The organism is Pseudomonas sp. 2VD (assembly GCF_005503585.1).
Classification (GTDB): domain Bacteria; phylum Pseudomonadota; class Gammaproteobacteria; order Pseudomonadales; family Pseudomonadaceae; genus Pseudomonas; species Pseudomonas aeruginosa.
In genome coordinates, this window is sequence record NZ_SCND01000019.1 from 19,304 (window position 1) to 34,457 (window position 15,154).

Here is a 15,154-nt window from a genome sequence, read left to right on the forward strand (position 1 = left end):
TATGGGGGCTCTGACGAAAGCTGAAATTGCGGAACGTCTGTACGAAGAGCTGGGCCTGAACAAACGGGAAGCCAAGGAGTTGGTGGAGCTGTTCTTCGAAGAGATCCGCCAGGCACTGGAGCACAACGAGCAGGTCAAGCTGTCCGGTTTCGGCAACTTCGACCTGCGCGACAAGCGCCAGCGCCCCGGACGCAACCCGAAGACCGGTGAAGAAATCCCGATCACGGCCCGCCGCGTTGTCACCTTTCGTCCAGGGCAGAAACTGAAGGCCAGGGTTGAGGCATATGCTGGAACCAAGTCATAACGACGAGCTGCCACCGATTCCCGGCAAGCGCTACTTCACCATCGGCGAAGTCAGCGACTTGTGCGCGGTCAAGCCCCACGTGCTGCGCTACTGGGAGCAGGAGTTCCCGCAGCTCAACCCGGTGAAGCGCCGCGGAAACCGCCGCTATTATCAGCGCCAGGACGTGCTGATGATCCGCCAGATCCGCGCGCTCCTCTACGACCAGGGCTTCACCATCGGCGGGGCGCGCCAGCGCCTCTCCGGCGACGAGGCCAAGGACGACGTCACCCAGTACAAGCAGCTCATCCGCCAGATGATCGCCGAGCTGGAAGAAGTCCTGCTGGTCCTGAAGAAGTGACGGAAGCAAAAAAAACTTCCACTTATCAGAAGCTTAGTATATAGTGCGGCTCACTTCGGAAGCGCAGTCACTGAGCTTGGAAGTACAGTCGGGGCGTAGCGCAGCCTGGTAGCGCACTTGCATGGGGTGCAAGGGGTCGAGTGTTCGAATCACTCCGTCCCGACCAAATAACTCCACGACTTAGGTCAGTTCAGAGATGAGCTGGCCTTTTTCGTTTCAGGGACTTTTGCGGGACTTTTCATCCTGCCTTCCTCCTCAGTATTGTCAGCGCCGGTCCTCGCGAGTCCGTCGCTGATATCTTGTTGGCCTCATCGATCAGTTTTCTCAGCTCCGCCGCCGAGTAGTGACTGGTGATGCTGCCGTTCTTGTGGCCCAGCAGGGCCCGTCGGTCTTCCTCGGTGACGCCAGCTGCCCGAAGCCTTCTCCCGAAGGTGTGCTTCAGGTCGTGGATGCGGATCGAGGCGAATCCCTTCGGTGCCGGTCGCAGGAAGCGTTCCTGGTACTTCTTCGCAGCCCTGATCCGGGCCTTCTTCCATGCCGAATCGTTCATCCGATGAACCGGTGTCGCCTTGCCATTCCTGTCGGGCATCCCATACGGGAATACCCAGACCGGATCCAGGCCACGCTGCCCCTCGATTACTGACTTGGCCACCGTGTTCAGCACGACCAGCCGTTCCTCTCCGTTCTTCACACCTGATCCCTTGTCCCTACCTCCAAAGTCCGAAGGAATCAGGAACACGCTGGTATCCAACTCCGGTACCGGGATCTCCCACTCCCACCTCAGCTTGACCACTTCTTGCTCCCGAGAGCCGCAGTTGACCTTGTAGAGCGCCATTCGGCGCAGGTGGTCCGGCAGTTCTGAGAACAGCAGCGATTGCTCTTCCCACGAAAGCGGGTAGGGGGGCGCCTCGACCGCTTCTCGTCCAGCTTGTTGATCATCGGTACCGTGTCCAGCCAGGGCCGTTTCTCTTCGTCACGCCATTTCCGGGCGCATAGGTTGAGAATGCGGATGACCTTCTCCAAGGCGATGTTCACCGTCCTTGGGGTTACACTAGGCTTCACCTTGCCGGTCGATGCCCTGCTCGGCTTCAGTTTGTCCTTGATGTACGGGGAAAGCGACTCGTCATCGACGTGCGTGAGCGGTAGGTCGCCGATGTAGGGGTCCAACTGTTCGAGGTAGATGGCGGCCAGGCCGATCGACGGCATGTCCTTATACTCCATCAGGTAGCGGGTCGCGGCTTCGCGCCAGCTCCTGACTCGGCGAATACCGTAGACCTTCTCCTGTCGGAGCTTCTCGAGCCGGTGTATCAGGTACTGTTCTGCTTCCTCCCGGTTGCTTGTTCCAGTGCTTTCTTGAAGTCGCTGACCTTTGACGACCTTGTCGACATGCCAGATTCCGTTTCTCTCGTAGAGGCCAGTGATGGTTTTTCGCGCCATGGTTTTTCTCCTTGGCGCTCGCTGCGGAATCGATCTTGTCCCTGGGCACCGTTCTTTTCAATAACCGCTCGTTCGATGTAGTCGTTTGCCCAAGCGTCCAGCTCCTCGCGATCAAAGCCGATGCCTTGCCGGCCTATGCGAAATTCGCGGACATATGGACGTACGGTCTTGTTGAATTCATCCCTGCACATCCCGAGATAAGCGGGCGCCGCCCCGGCCCGGATAACGCGTGGTGGGCAAGAAAGCCGGTTGGACAGGGGCTTCCTGCTGGCGTCTGACATGGCATCTGCCTCCTGGCATGAGGGTGTCATGTTCGAGACAGACCCGATGAAGGGGCAACCCGCTGTGGCGGGTTGCTGCATGACCAAGCGAAGGTGCAGCCACGAGCGGCCAGGCGATGCGGGAGGCGACGATATCTTGATGTTGAGCGACAGGAGGATGGTGGGTGAATTCAGTTCTGCTAGGTGCCACGGATCGCGATGATCCGCCTGGGCAGGTGTCCCGGGAGGCACTCTACGATGAGGTGTGGCGTCATCCGATGCTCAGGGTGGCCGAGCGCTATGGGGTTTCGTCGAGCTTCATGGCGAGGGTCTGCACCTCCATGAACGTGCCGCGCCCGCCGCGCGGCCACTGGGCCAAGCTCGAGCATGGCAAGCCAAGTCCCCAGGTACCCTTGCCTGATGCACGACCGGGAGACCATTTGATATGGCGAAGAGGCGATGCCCCAGGGCCGGCCAGGTATCCGCTTCCCAGACCGCCTGAGCGTCAGGTTGCCCGTCCGCGGCCACGTATTTCTCGCTCAGCCCGCCATCCCCTGGTCAGCGGTGTACGAGACCTTTTTACCAAGGGAAAGGTGATCGACAGTGGCTACCTGAAGCCTTCGCAGAGGCGCCTGGTGGATGTAGTGGTGTCGGAACGGATGCTCGACGATGCGCTGGATATGGCCAATGCCCTGTTCCTCAGACTGGAGGCCGCTGGATATCGGGTCATGCTCGCGCCGAGCGATCGCACCTATTCCCGCGCTTCTGTGGAGGAAAGGGAAAAGCCTGGAAAGACGGTTAACAATCGTTATCCAAGCCTTTGACATCCCTCCAAGGCGACTGTCGTCTTCGTGGGTTCCGTCGCTATCGGCCTGACTCTTTTCGAGATGACCGAGGAGCTGGAGGCGCGGTACGTCGATGGGGAGTACATCCCGCTTGGCAAGCTACCGGCTACTGAGCGACGTCGTCTGATGCCCAGTTGGAGCTGGACCGCACACAAGCACTTCGCTACCGGGCGTCTGTGCCTCCAGGCATTCAGTCCTTATCCAGTCGCGGATTGGGTGAATCGCTGGCCAGAGGTCAGGGCGCGCGAACTTCGGGGGCAACTGGACGAAATAGTCGACTACCTGGCAAAGGCGGCGACCACTATTGCTGGCCTGGTCGAGGAGGGTGAGCGTCAGGCTGAGATCCGAAGGCGGGAATGGGGAGAAGAGCGGTGGGAGCGGGAGCGCTAGGAAAAGACCAAGGCCGAAGCCCGGCAAGAGCTGCTTGAGGCCATTCGTTCCTGGGATGACGTTCGGCGGATACAGGCATTCTTCCGCGAGGCTGAGGACGAAGCCTTGTCGCGAAAGAGTGAGGAGAGGGCGGGGCTGTTAAAGCGTCTGGCGATCGCCAGAGAGCTTGTCGGGGAAGTGGATACGCTCGGTATGTTGATGAAATGGCGGGGGCCAGAAGAACGATGATCACATGAGGGCTCGTGCGTCCTGCCAGTGCGTTTTATGGCTTTAGCTTGGGTTTCTCTCAAGCGCTATCCATAAGCATCATTCTGATGCAGGCCTTTTGCCTGCATATGCCATAAGATATTACTTCCAAGGCCGTTGTGAGCTGATCTCGCAGCGGCCAAGAAGATTGAGTGCTGCTGGAGCGTAAGAGGTTGCTCTTGCTCCTCGCAACAAGAGATTTGGCTGAATAAAGGAATTTCTTAGCCATGGATACTTCTGGAAATACTTTGCTGGAGTCTGACTGGGATGCAGATCAACTCCGAGTGATCGAGGAGGATGCAGATTCACGGCTGATCGTTGAGGCGGGCCCAGGAACCGGAAAGACGGCCGTCGCGTGCGCCCGCCTTGCCTATATGATCAATGAAGAGGACATCGAGCCCAGCAATACATGGATGATCAGTTTCACGAGGACCGCAGTAGCAGAAATCCGTGCACGACTACATTCGTACGTCGGTGATGCGTCTTTTGCTATCCGGATTGCGACCATCGATTCGCATGCATGGTCCATCCACTCCGGGCATGATCCGAATGCCAGTCTGACCGGCTCGTACGAAGAGAATATTACGCGAGTCATTGAGCTGTTGAAGAACGACGAGGATGTAGCAGATGAGCTGCTGCAGATCGAGCACGTCGTTATTGATGAAGCGCAGGATCTCGTCGGACAGCGAGCGGACCTGATCGAGGCTCTAGTGGGGCGGCTGCCGTCGGACTGTGGTATCACGGTGTTCGCCGATGAGGCCCAGGCAATCTATGGCTTCTCTGAAAACAGTATCGGGAGTCACAGAAAAGAGGCAGGCTGCAAAGCTGATTTGCCCTTGCTTGATCGTTTGCAGGCTGGAGAAAAATTGGGGTTCACTACGCTGGCCCTGAAGGAGATCTATCGCACGTCCTCTCCCGGTCTTAAGAAGATCTTTTCGGAGTTGCGGCAGGACATTCTCGACAAACAAAAGCACGGCAGCGGATTGCACGCCGAGACGGCGCAAAGAATTCGAGAGCTGGCCGACGAGAGCGGATTAAAATGGACTGACATGAAGGTTGCTAACTTTACCAGCGACGACCTTCTGCTTTTCAGAACACGTGCCGAAGTGCTCATGGCGTCTCAGTTCTGTGATCTTCCCCATCGGTTGCGCGTGTCAGGGTATGGCGCAACCCTGCCCGCATGGCTGGCGATCTGTTTCTCGGACTTTGTCGAACTGTTCCTCGTAGAGCGGCACTTTTTCGACCTTTGGGCGGCGCGTATAGAAAACAAGGTTTCGCCTCCGTATGGGCCTGCTGAGGCTTGGCAGCATCTCATGCGCGTTGCTGGGCGCCAGGATGGTTCCATCGATATGCAGAGGCTCAGGCGGCGGTTGGGTCAGACTCGCCCCCCGGTCGAGCTAACTCTCCCAGAATATGGTCTGCATGGACCGATAGTTGGGACTATTCACGCGAGCAAAGGACGCGAGGCGAGCAACGTTGTTCTCATCCTGCCGAGCGTTTCGGAATTCGAGAGCGTCGAGGATGAGATTGAAGAGGCTCGCGTACTCTTTGTCGGCGCCACGCGCGCGCGCGCATCTCTAATCGTCGGAGAGCGTAGTCCCTTTAGAGCATCAACCTTGGCATCAGGTAGGGCTCATCGCTCAACCAAGAAAGGCCAATCAACGATGGTCGAGATTGGTCGTAGCGGTGATATCACAGCACGTGGTCTTGTAGGTCACAGCGAGTTTCGCGAAGCCGATGCTTTGGCAGGACAGGCTTTTCTGACCAAAGTCGTCGATGTAGTCACCACCTACAAGCTGGAAGCCGATCCCGACCTGGATTGGCGCTACAGGATATATGCCGGCAACGAGAGGCTCTGCGTTGGTGTGCTATCGCGCAAACTCACGTACGACCTCTGGGAGATACTCGAGAACAGGAACCAGAAGCGTAGCCACAAGCCTCCAACCTATGTGAATCATGTGAGAGGTCAGGGGTGTGCAACGATCGTACTAAGCCCGGATGACAATGAGCTTGAGACACTTAATGAGCCCTGGGCTTCTTCCGGTTTCGTCCTGTCACCTAGAGTTGCGGCGTTCCCTCCCTTCACCTTTTTCGGTCGGAGATAGTCTCATGCAGGATAAATCACTCGACAGGGATATCGTCGCCTGTCGGCTCTTTGAGGACCTGATCGGACCACGTGTAGAGAATGAGGAGCTGACCGCGCGCCCATCCGATGTCTATCTCACCGGCATCCTTTGGCCCCAGCGCACGGCGATGGCGGGGGAGGACGATGATCGCCTCGGAACCGCGGGGGCGAGTTCGGTAGAGGACAGCGACAGTGAGAGCGATGCAGTCAGAACCGGATCGATCCAGAAACCGTCTGTAGCAGGCATATCGTTCAGCGCTACATCCTCCGCCGTACCGCAAGTACAGGTTATCTGCAGCTTTGCTACGTACCGGATAGAACAACGTGACGGTGGTGACATCTGGATTCGCCAGCCGCACAGAATAGAAATCCCGGTCCTTGACCTGTCAGCCGGACCGCCTCGCCAGATTGCGCTTGCGGTACACGGTAAAGGACTCCCCAACGTTTCACTTAGTGTCCGATGCATCAATGCTGGCGGGGCTGTTCTGGTCACTCTTTCGCTCGTGAATTCGATAGTTCCAGAGCAAAGCCGAAACGAGATTGAGGCCGCGTCGCTTTTCCAGACATCGCTTCGCGTCCAGCCTTGCAAAGGCACATTGCTGGTTCCGAAACCTCCCCGTCGGGGGTTGTCGAGACACCAAGATGAAGCCAATGGGAGCGCCGCGATCAGCGATGAGGAAAGCGGGGCTCTGCTGTATAGAAATGTGGCAGAGTTTGCTGTTGGGCATGTCTGCTCCGCCGAATGGGAATCCTCCGAACAGGTGGCAGGGGCTCTCTCCACTGCGCGTTGGGTCGGGACGACATGGCTGCCATCAGCCATTGTTGAGGGCGTTGACCCGAATGGTCATGTTTTTTTCTCTGAGCTGGGCAATGAGAGCGGCGCGCTCGATCCTCTCTCGGCCGAGGCATTGGCCTTGGCCGATACAGCGTCTCTCCAACAGGCCCTGCAGCTTTTCTGCGACGCCTACGATCGCTGGGTACAGTTGCAGCTGAAGCGGCTTGATGACATGGCAGACGTGAGCCGTGAGCTTAAGTACATCGCTGAGATGCACCTAGTCCGCTGCGAAGAGGCGCTCGGACGTATGCGGGCCTCAGTCCTTGAACTTCTCACGAATCCGCGGCTCCGGCGTGCCTTTCAGCTGGCGAACTTCGCCATGCACCTGCAGCACTCATGGGACAGTTCCAAGAGCCGCCACGGTCCTCTGCGTTGGAGACCGTTCCAGCTGGGATTCCTGCTGCTGAGCGCTCCGTCATCAGTGGCGCGTGACCACGAGCATAGAGGTGTCATGGACCTCCTATGGTTCCCCACTGGTGGAGGCAAGACCGAAGCATACCTTGCGCTGATCGCATGCATCGCCGTCTATCGCCGCCTCTCCGATGATCCGAATGACCACGGGGGTGTCTGCGCCTTGATGCGCTACACACTTCGCTTGCTGACCACCCAGCAATTTGCACGGTCTGCCGCAATGATAGTGGCCTTGGAAGCGATACGCTCCGGGAGAGTATCTTCTCCCGCTGGCCTGCCGTTGCAAGGGGATGAGCCGTTTTCGATCGGGCTGTGGGTGGGCGGAGACGCTACACCGAACAAGCGTGCGGTTGCCTTCGCCTCACTTCAAGGGGCTTTGGAGGTTTCATCTCCAAAGCAGCTCTCCCGGTGCCCGGTCTGTGGCGAGAAACTGAAATGGTCGATGGCAAGCGCGATCTCACCTGTTGATGTTGAATGCACGAACAGGTCATGCAAGATGTGCGGGGTTTTGCCCGTCTTCACCGTCGACGAGGATGTCTACGACAACCGGCCGACCCTGCTTATAGGAACGGCTGACAAGTTTGCCCAGGTCATCCGCGAGAAAAGAACCAACAGCCTATTTGGTGTTTGGGACGGCGCTCCGCCTGATCTTATCATCCAAGATGAGCTGCACCTCATCTCGGGTCCCTTGGGGACAATCGCTGGAACCTATGAAGCGGCATTTGACCTGATGTTCGCCGCGCGCGGGCATCGGGCAAAGATTATCGGCTCGACAGCGACGATCCGCAGAGCGTCGGAGCAGGTGTTGGCTCTTTTTGACCGCGAAGCATTCCAGTTCCCTCCGCCAGCGATCGATCACGACGACTCTGGTTTCGCGGTTCGTGATCGTCGACCGAAGGCAGTGGGAAGGCGATATCTCGGTGTCACGACGGCGGGTCGATCGGCAAAGTTTACCCTGCAGGCCGTCGCAGGTTCCCTGCTGCAAACTGCTTTTGGGGCATTCAGCGATGATGTTCGTCGAGACGCCTACTGGACGCTCGTTGGGTACTTCAACTCACTTCGCGAGCTTGGCGGAGCGCTCGTCCTCATGCAGGACGACGTCACCGACAGTATTGCGCTCTACGCTGATGCTCGCTCCGAAGAAAGAAGGCCTCTCAGCAACGTTGAGGAGCTCACATCCCGGAGAACACAGGAAGAAATCCGCGGGATGCTCGACCTTCTCGACATCAAAGTCGGGCTTCCGGGGGCTGTCGACGCTGTTCTTGCGACAAATATGGTCAGCGTCGGTGTGGACATTTCCCGACTGGGTCTCATGTTGGTCAATGGGCAACCCAAGACTATCGCCGAGTACATCCAGTCGACTAGCCGGGTCGGGCGGGGAGATGTTAGCGGACTTGTTGTCCCGGTCCTCAACAACGCCAAGGCTCGTGATCGCTCGCATTTCGAAACGTTCTGCAGCTGGCACCGCACCCTTTACAGGGACGTGGAGGCGACTAGCGTTACTCCCTTCGCATCACGGGCTCGCGACCGGGCGCTGCATGCGGCGCTGGTGGCTGCAGTACGTCATCTCGTACCAGGCATGCTCGACTCTCCACAAATGGATGACGACGCAGAGGATCTGGCGATGGATCTCATCGACCGGATCGTCGAGCGTGCAGATCGGATCGATCCAGAAGAGATAGCTGTTCGGGAAGAGCTTGAACGTCGTCTCGACACATGGAGGGCAAGATCCCCTACTGTCTACTGGAGCGACTACAAGGGAGGGAGATCCCTTCTTCAGAGCGCCGAGCGTGCAGCCGCTCGCCGAGCTGCTGGCCGCGATACCGGCGCAGCTTGGCCGACCCTCAACTCCATGCGGACTGTAGAGGCCGGAACCCCTTTCAGGATGGCCCCTGCCCTCAGGGTAAAGGATGATACACATGAAGAATGACCTTCAGGATCTGCGGCGTAGTGCAGTTGTCTCGACATTTGGTCCTGGCTCGGTAGTGGACTTTCGGGCGGGCGGCGGAGCCGTCTCTGGAATCGCTGCGGGACTTGAGGAATGGGATCGCTCCTTTCCTCCTGCTGGTTTGGCCCACCCACAGGTCATACGCGAGACGCGCTTGCAGAAGAAGCTTGGTGTGAAGGGCTTCAGAACGCCCCCTGTGACGCTGGAGCGTAGGAAGGATGATGATCCGGATAATCGACGTCTCGTTGCTGTGCGCTTCCCTAAATGGCTGCAATGCCCTAGCTGCGACGTCATCAAGCCGGAACGGCGTTGGAAGAACGATCCGGGCCATGCTTATCGTTACTGTCCGACATGCACGGAAAAAGCCCATGGCGACAGCAAGGTTTTCGTCATCCCCGTCCGTTTCGTCATGGCCTGTAAGCATGGCCATGTAGATGAGTTTCCCTGGGACTGGTGGGTGGGGCACAAACCTGAGTGCCGGGTGGCGCAGCGTGACAACGTAGACCGTCACCCTGGGCTGATGCTGCAATCCGAGAGTCCCGGTCTCGCTGGGCTTATCCTCAGTTGCCCGAAATGCGGTGCACGCCGGTCAATGGACGGGGTTTTCTCAAAGAAGACCTGGGAGCATGGGCCGAAATGTCGGGGGTATCGACCATGGCTGGCCGACGGCGATGAAGTCTGTGGTAAGGAACAGAACGCGGTCCAGCGCGGCGCGTCCAACCTGTACTTTGCGGTGACGGAGTCAGCACTCAGCATCCCGCCGTGGTCCGACCGTCTTCAGGAAGTCTTGGGCGATTGGTGGAGCTCTCTCACGAATCTCGATGATTTATCAAGGTTGGAGGACTACATCGGCTTTCTTGCGAAAGGTGATCTGGAAAACATTTTGAAGGATCTGGAAATGTCGCCAGCGGACCTGGCAGAGGCGATCAGAAACCGCCTTGCATCGTATGGGCAGCTCCGAACCGACGATTTGCGCCCGGCAGAATATCGACAGTTCGTCACCGAGCCAGGTCGTAGTCGGACTCCAGACATCGACTTCGAAACCCGAAGAGAAATCGTATCTCCGGAAATCGCTCCATGGATCTTTCGAGTTGTACGAGCGGTCCGTCTTCGGGAAGTTCGCGCCATCAAAGGATTCACCCGGATCAATCCGCCTGGCGATCCCGACTCGCCCGAGGTAGCGCGGCTTTCAAAGGAGCCACTTGAATGGCTCCCTGCCATCGACGTCCGCGGCGAGGGCATCTTTCTCGCTTTAAACGAAGAGCGGCTATCAATTTGGGAAAACCGTCCTGATGTTATTGCACGTGCCTCCGAGTGTGAGATTCGGCGTCAGGCGGACTGGAAGGAACGGTACGGCGACGACACCAAGCCGTTGCAAGCGATCACCCCTCGATACATGCTCTGCCACACGCTTGCGCATGCACTCATGCGCCAACTTACGCTGGAAAGTGGATACTCCTCAGCGTCCCTTCAAGAGAGGATCTATGCCGGGAGTGGCGATGAGCAGATGGCCGGGCTTCTGATTTATACGGCGACACCGGATTCGGACGGAACGCTTGGCGGACTTCAGCGGCAGGGAAAGACAGGGCGCATAGAGGGCATTCTTCAGCGCGCGATTGACGCGATCGAGTGGTGTTCATCCGACCCGCTTTGCATCACGGACATGATGGCAGCGATCAACAGTTACTCGCACTCAGTGTGCCATGCTTGCTGTCTTGCTCCAGAGACATCATGCGAAGCTTTCAACAGCTTCTTAGACCGTGCCCTTTTGATCGGTGACGGTACAGGCTCTGGACTCGGATATTTCGAAGACATGCTTAGGAGAGACTGATGGCAGTACTCTGGCCAAGGAAACTGCCACGATCGGTACTGGATGACCCGAGGCACCGCGCTGAGGTTCGCGTATACAACCGCCTGGCAGAGGTTCTCAACGATACCTTTCATGTCTTCTACTCGAGTCCTTGGCTGGGTACCGACAGGCTGGGGAACGAGAAAGATGGCGAATGCGACTTTCTCGTTGCACATCCTGATCACGGTATCCTTGCGATTGAGGTCAAAGGGGGGAAGGAGATTTCCTTCGATCCAAAGGACTCTCAGTGGCGCAGCACTGACCACGGCAATTTTGTCCACAAGATCAAGGATCCAGTAGCGCAGGCGCGAGGCGCTAAGCATGAGATTCTCAGCCGTCTTAATAGGTCAGCCAGATGGCCAAAGCGTTTCATACATGCCGCTCATGGTGTGATCTTCCCGAGTGCCGGTTCTCCCCGAGGCGACCTCGGAGCTGATCGCCCGGCCTGGGTGTTCTGCTGCTCACTTCAGTTTGAGCAGAGGCTGGGCGAATGGATCGCCGACCGTTTGAAGGCGGGACATCGGCCTAACAACTGCCAACCGCTTGGTCGTGACGGCATTGCGGCGCTGGAAAGAATACTGGCGCACCCCTTCACCCTTAGTTTCCGGATTGGGGCTGCTCTAGCGGAAGCCGATACGGAGTTTCGCGTCCTTGAACCGTCCCAGTACCATGTATTGGATATCATCCGTGATATACCGAGAGCTCTAATCCGGGGTGGGGCGGGGACTGGCAAGACTGTGGTGGCGATCGAGGAAGCGCTCAGGTCCGCCGCAGCAGGTCGCAGGACTCTACTGACTTGTCATAGTCGCCCGTTGGCAACAAACCTTGAGCGAAAACTGAAAGACGTTGAAAATCTAACAGTTGCTGGATTTCATGCGTTGTGCGGGCGCATCTCGCGTCAGGCGGGGATCCCGATACCGTCCGATACCTGTGAGCAGGATCTCTACGACAGTGCCCTACCAAACGCGCTCTATTGTGCGATGGAGATCCAGCCTGCGCTAAAGTGGGACACCATTATTGTCGATGAAGGCCAGGATTTCCGTGCTGAATGGTGGGTCGCGATCGACGCCTGTCTCACTAGCAGTGGAAGTCTTCGCGTTTTCTTGGATAGCAATCAGAAAGTTTACGACAGCGCCGGGAATGGTGTTCATGATCTGAGCGTGGTCCCGGTTAGGCTTTCTCGAAATCTTCGCAACACGAAGAACATCCACCAGGCCGCTTCGACACATTATTCGGGCCCCGAGATAATCGCCGATGGGCCCGATGGTCTCGAGGTCTCTTGGCTCAACGCTGATAGTCCTGATTCGAAAATCGCTGCTGCCTACAGAGAGCTTCGACGACTCGTACATAACGAGGAAGTAGCTCCTGGTGACATTGCAGTCCTTGTCAATGGGCCTCTGGCCCGGACAAGCTTCCTCGAAAAAAGTAGTGGAACAAATATTCCGTTTACAGACGCCGAATCCATGGTACTCGAAGACGTGGTCGTAGATACAGTACGGCGGTTCAAGGGGCTGGAGCGGTCGGCAGTAATTCTCATCGTCAGCGGCGAGGAAATGGAGCAGCGTGAGCTTGCCTATGTCGCGCTTTCAAGAGCTCGGGCCTACTTGTGTATTGTGTGTTCCGAAGATGATGAGCGATGGCTTTCAGGCAAGGAAAATCGCGACACTTGACGCACTCCCAATCCACTATCGTGGGTGATAGTGCGGAACAGCCCCACTTCCCTTGAGACTTCCACTCCCAATAACAAGGGCCATCAGGAAGGGGCGTGCAAGCCCCAGATTCTATAGGTGTATTGGCGTGTTCGCTGTGGCCGTTTTTGCTGAGTTACAGCGAACTGCAGTTGATAGTCAGTAGGCTCTTATGTTTCTCCTTGCCTGATGGCTTGTCCTGTTTTACTCGCTGGCCTAAAGCTGCAAATTCGTATGTTTGCAATTGGCTAACGCATCTTGGCGTTTCGCAGTTGGGCTCGTGGGCTGCGCCCCGCACCTCGTGCCGACGAGCCGCGGCCATTCGACTTTGATCCCTGATACCTCTGGCCCTTGAGGGCCTGCGCGCTCTGCTTGCTGATCCGTAGCATGGGGTGGAGTGGGGCGGTCTTGCTGTTCCCTTCACCGTATCACGGCGTTCTCGCGGTCAAGGGCTGCGCGTGCGTGCACGCTGGCGTCCTGACGGCCGTCGTTGACCCCTGACGGCTGCGCTGCGCCGTGCTGCCGCCGGTTCCGGGCAATTTCGCCCGAGCAACCGGAGCACGACCATGTCGCAACTTTCCTTTTCCTCGTTCGAGGTGGATTCAACCGGTCGTTGCAACACCTTTGATCGTGGAGGTGGGTGGATTCAATCGGCCGTCGCAACACTGGGTTGCTGAATAGATGTTAGATAGTCGTTCAGTACCTCGGCAGGTGTTTTCCAGCCGAGCGTTTTCCTGGGTCTAGTGTTCAGCGTATGGGCTACGGCTTGGATCTCTTGGTAACTCCAACGAGACAGGTCGGTGCCTTTCGGGAAATATTGCCGTAGAAGACCGTTTGTATTCTCGTTCGTACCGCGCTGCCATGGACTGTGAGGGTCGGCAAAGAAGACTTTTACTCCAGACTCAATGGTAAAGCGGACGTGATCCGATAACTCCTTTCCACGATCCCAAGTCAATGATCGCCACAGCTGAACGGGTAAGCCAGTCACGGCCCTCTTCAATGCATTGGTCATGGTGACAGCACCGTAGCCAGCAAGAGCGGGGCCGTTCTTCGTCCGGGGAGTCAGCCCGTAACCTTCCTCGCGAGGCAGATGAACGAGCATGGTAAATCGGCTTGAGCGCTCGACCAGCGTCCCGATGGCGGATCGGTTCAGGCCAATGATCAGATCACCCTCCCAATGCCCTGGTAAGGCACGATCCTCCACCTCAGCAGGACGGCTGGAAATCATGACATCCTCACTGACATGTGCCCATGCTTTGGCCTGCGCCCTGGCTCTTGGTACGCGCAACGCCCGCCCAGTACGCAGGCAACTCACCAGTTCATGCTTGAGAGCGCCTCGCCCTTGAATGTAGAGAGCCTGATATATGGCTTCGTGAGAAATACGCATGGACTTGTCATCCGGGAAGTCGATTTGCAGCCGGTTGGCAATCTGTTCGGGTGACCAACCATTGACCCATTTACGGTCACCACGATGTGGTTTATTTCGTCCCTTGAATGGTGCCTGTAGAGGACCGGCAATCTCACGGCCATTAGCGTTATGAACCTTGCCTTCCAAGCGCTCTTGCACGTAATGGCGCAGTTGCGGGTTGGTCACCAATCTCGCCGGCTTCGGTCTCTTGGCAACCAATTCAGCCTTCCACTGCGCGACTGAAGCGCGATACTCGAGCCGGCCGCTACGAGTTGCTGCGTTACGAGTCAGCTCCCGTGAAATGGTCGACGGACTTCGTCCAAGACGGCGAGCAATCTCACGCACACCAACACTTTGCGCCCGGAGCAGCCCGATCTCTTCTCGCTCAGCGAACGACAAGTACCTTCCTGATATGTGGTTCGACATGAATAATGGCATTCCGCCGCGATGACGGAACCAGCGTGTGCCTACCGCTGACGATACGCTAATAGCCTCTGCCGCTCTTTCGCTTGTGATCCCGGTTGCGATCTGTTCCCAAAATAGCCGCTCGATCTCTCGGCGAAGTGACGGGGCATCTGGCGAGCGCATTGCCCCTCGCCACGTCAACTCCTGCATCCACCCTGCAGGTCGCCCCATAAACACCTCCACGATCAAAGGTGTTGCAACGACCGGTTGAATCCACCGCTCCCAGACGTAGGTGATGTCGCCACACCACACCTGATTGGGATGCTCGGTCGCGAATTCGCGGTTCAGCCGATTCGGGATATCCGGCCGCTCAACCGTGGCCTGTTTGTAGGCGTGCGAGCCCGGTTGCTTGCTGACCAGGCCCAGCTCACGCATCAACCTACGCACTCGGAAACGGCCGATGGTCACGCCCTCTTCGCGCAGCATGCCCAGAATGCTGCGGCTGCCGGCCGAGCCCCGACTCTGGCTGAACAACTGGTTGACCTGGCTACGCAGCGCCACGCGGCGAGCATCGACACGCCGCCGTCGAAGACGGTGGACGTAGTAGCAAGACCGCGCCACATCGAAAGCTGAACAGACCACTTCCACCGACTCCTGCTCACTCAA

9 protein-coding genes, 1 tRNA gene and 2 pseudogenes are annotated in these 15,154 nt (G+C 57.6%); 9 read left to right on the top strand and 3 right to left on the bottom strand.

Going from position 1 to position 15,154, the window contains the following annotated elements; translation table 11 throughout:
- Position 1 precedes the first annotated feature (1 nt).
- The 3 genes from ihfA to FFS27_RS03900 all read left to right on the top strand — a co-directional run bounded on the left by ihfA (position 2) and on the right by FFS27_RS03900 (position 807).
- The gene (gene ihfA / locus FFS27_RS03890; RefSeq protein ID WP_003090661.1) at positions 2–304 is read left to right on the top strand and encodes an integration host factor subunit alpha; all 303 of its coding nucleotides are present in this window, start codon (positions 2–4) and stop codon (positions 302–304) included.
- On the top strand, positions 285–641 hold the full coding sequence (locus tag FFS27_RS03895; RefSeq protein ID WP_003090655.1) for a MerR family transcriptional regulator: 357 nt from the start codon (positions 285–287) through the stop codon (positions 639–641). Before ihfA ends, FFS27_RS03895 begins: the two co-directional genes overlap by 20 nt.
- An 89-nt stretch (positions 642–730) precedes the next feature.
- Positions 731–807, top strand: a tRNA-Pro gene (locus FFS27_RS03900).
- Positions 808–879: 72 nt separating this feature from the next.
- Here FFS27_RS03900 and FFS27_RS03905 read toward each other — a convergent pair.
- Positions 880–2,078, bottom strand: a pseudogene (locus tag FFS27_RS03905) (tyrosine-type recombinase/integrase).
- Between the two features lie 35 nt (positions 2,079–2,113).
- On the opposite strand from FFS27_RS03905, the gene FFS27_RS34010 reads away from it, so the two are divergent.
- The 6 genes from FFS27_RS34010 to FFS27_RS03935 all read left to right on the top strand — a co-directional run bounded on the left by FFS27_RS34010 (position 2,114) and on the right by FFS27_RS03935 (position 12,657).
- Positions 2,114–2,356 (top strand): hypothetical protein, encoded by a 243-nt coding sequence (locus tag FFS27_RS34010; protein ID WP_153575148.1) that lies wholly within the window; start codon positions 2,114–2,116, stop codon positions 2,354–2,356.
- Between the two features lie 575 nt (positions 2,357–2,931).
- Positions 2,932–3,162, top strand: coding sequence for a hypothetical protein (locus FFS27_RS33495; protein ID WP_253186032.1), 231 nt, complete (start codon positions 2,932–2,934; stop codon positions 3,160–3,162).
- Between the two features lie 884 nt (positions 3,163–4,046).
- Positions 4,047–5,924: a UvrD-helicase domain-containing protein gene (locus FFS27_RS03920; RefSeq protein WP_021264926.1), complete on the top strand. Its 1,878-nt coding sequence runs from the start codon at positions 4,047–4,049 to the stop codon at positions 5,922–5,924.
- Positions 5,925–5,928: 4 nt separating this feature from the next.
- On the top strand, positions 5,929–9,120 hold the full coding sequence (locus FFS27_RS03925) for a helicase-related protein (protein WP_021264925.1): 3,192 nt from the start codon (positions 5,929–5,931) through the stop codon (positions 9,118–9,120).
- Complete coding sequence (gene drmB, locus FFS27_RS03930) at positions 9,110–10,969, top strand: DUF1998 domain-containing protein (RefSeq protein ID WP_031300920.1); 1,860 nt, start codon at positions 9,110–9,112, stop codon at positions 10,967–10,969. The genes FFS27_RS03925 and drmB overlap by 11 nt, the downstream gene beginning before the upstream one ends.
- The gene (locus FFS27_RS03935; RefSeq protein WP_137951935.1) at positions 10,969–12,657 is read left to right on the top strand and encodes a nuclease-related domain-containing DEAD/DEAH box helicase; all 1,689 of its coding nucleotides are present in this window, start codon (positions 10,969–10,971) and stop codon (positions 12,655–12,657) included. The genes drmB and FFS27_RS03935 overlap by 1 nt, the downstream gene beginning before the upstream one ends.
- A gap of 664 nt (positions 12,658–13,321) precedes the next feature.
- On the opposite strand, the gene FFS27_RS03940 is transcribed toward FFS27_RS03935, so the two are convergent.
- A complete protein-coding gene (locus FFS27_RS03940; protein ID WP_079452535.1) occupies positions 13,322–14,698 on the bottom strand; it encodes an IS30-like element ISPa37 family transposase in 1,377 nt (458 codons plus the stop codon).
- Positions 14,699–15,154, bottom strand: a pseudogene (locus FFS27_RS03945) (IS3 family transposase); the annotation flags it as partial. It abuts the gene before it with no gap.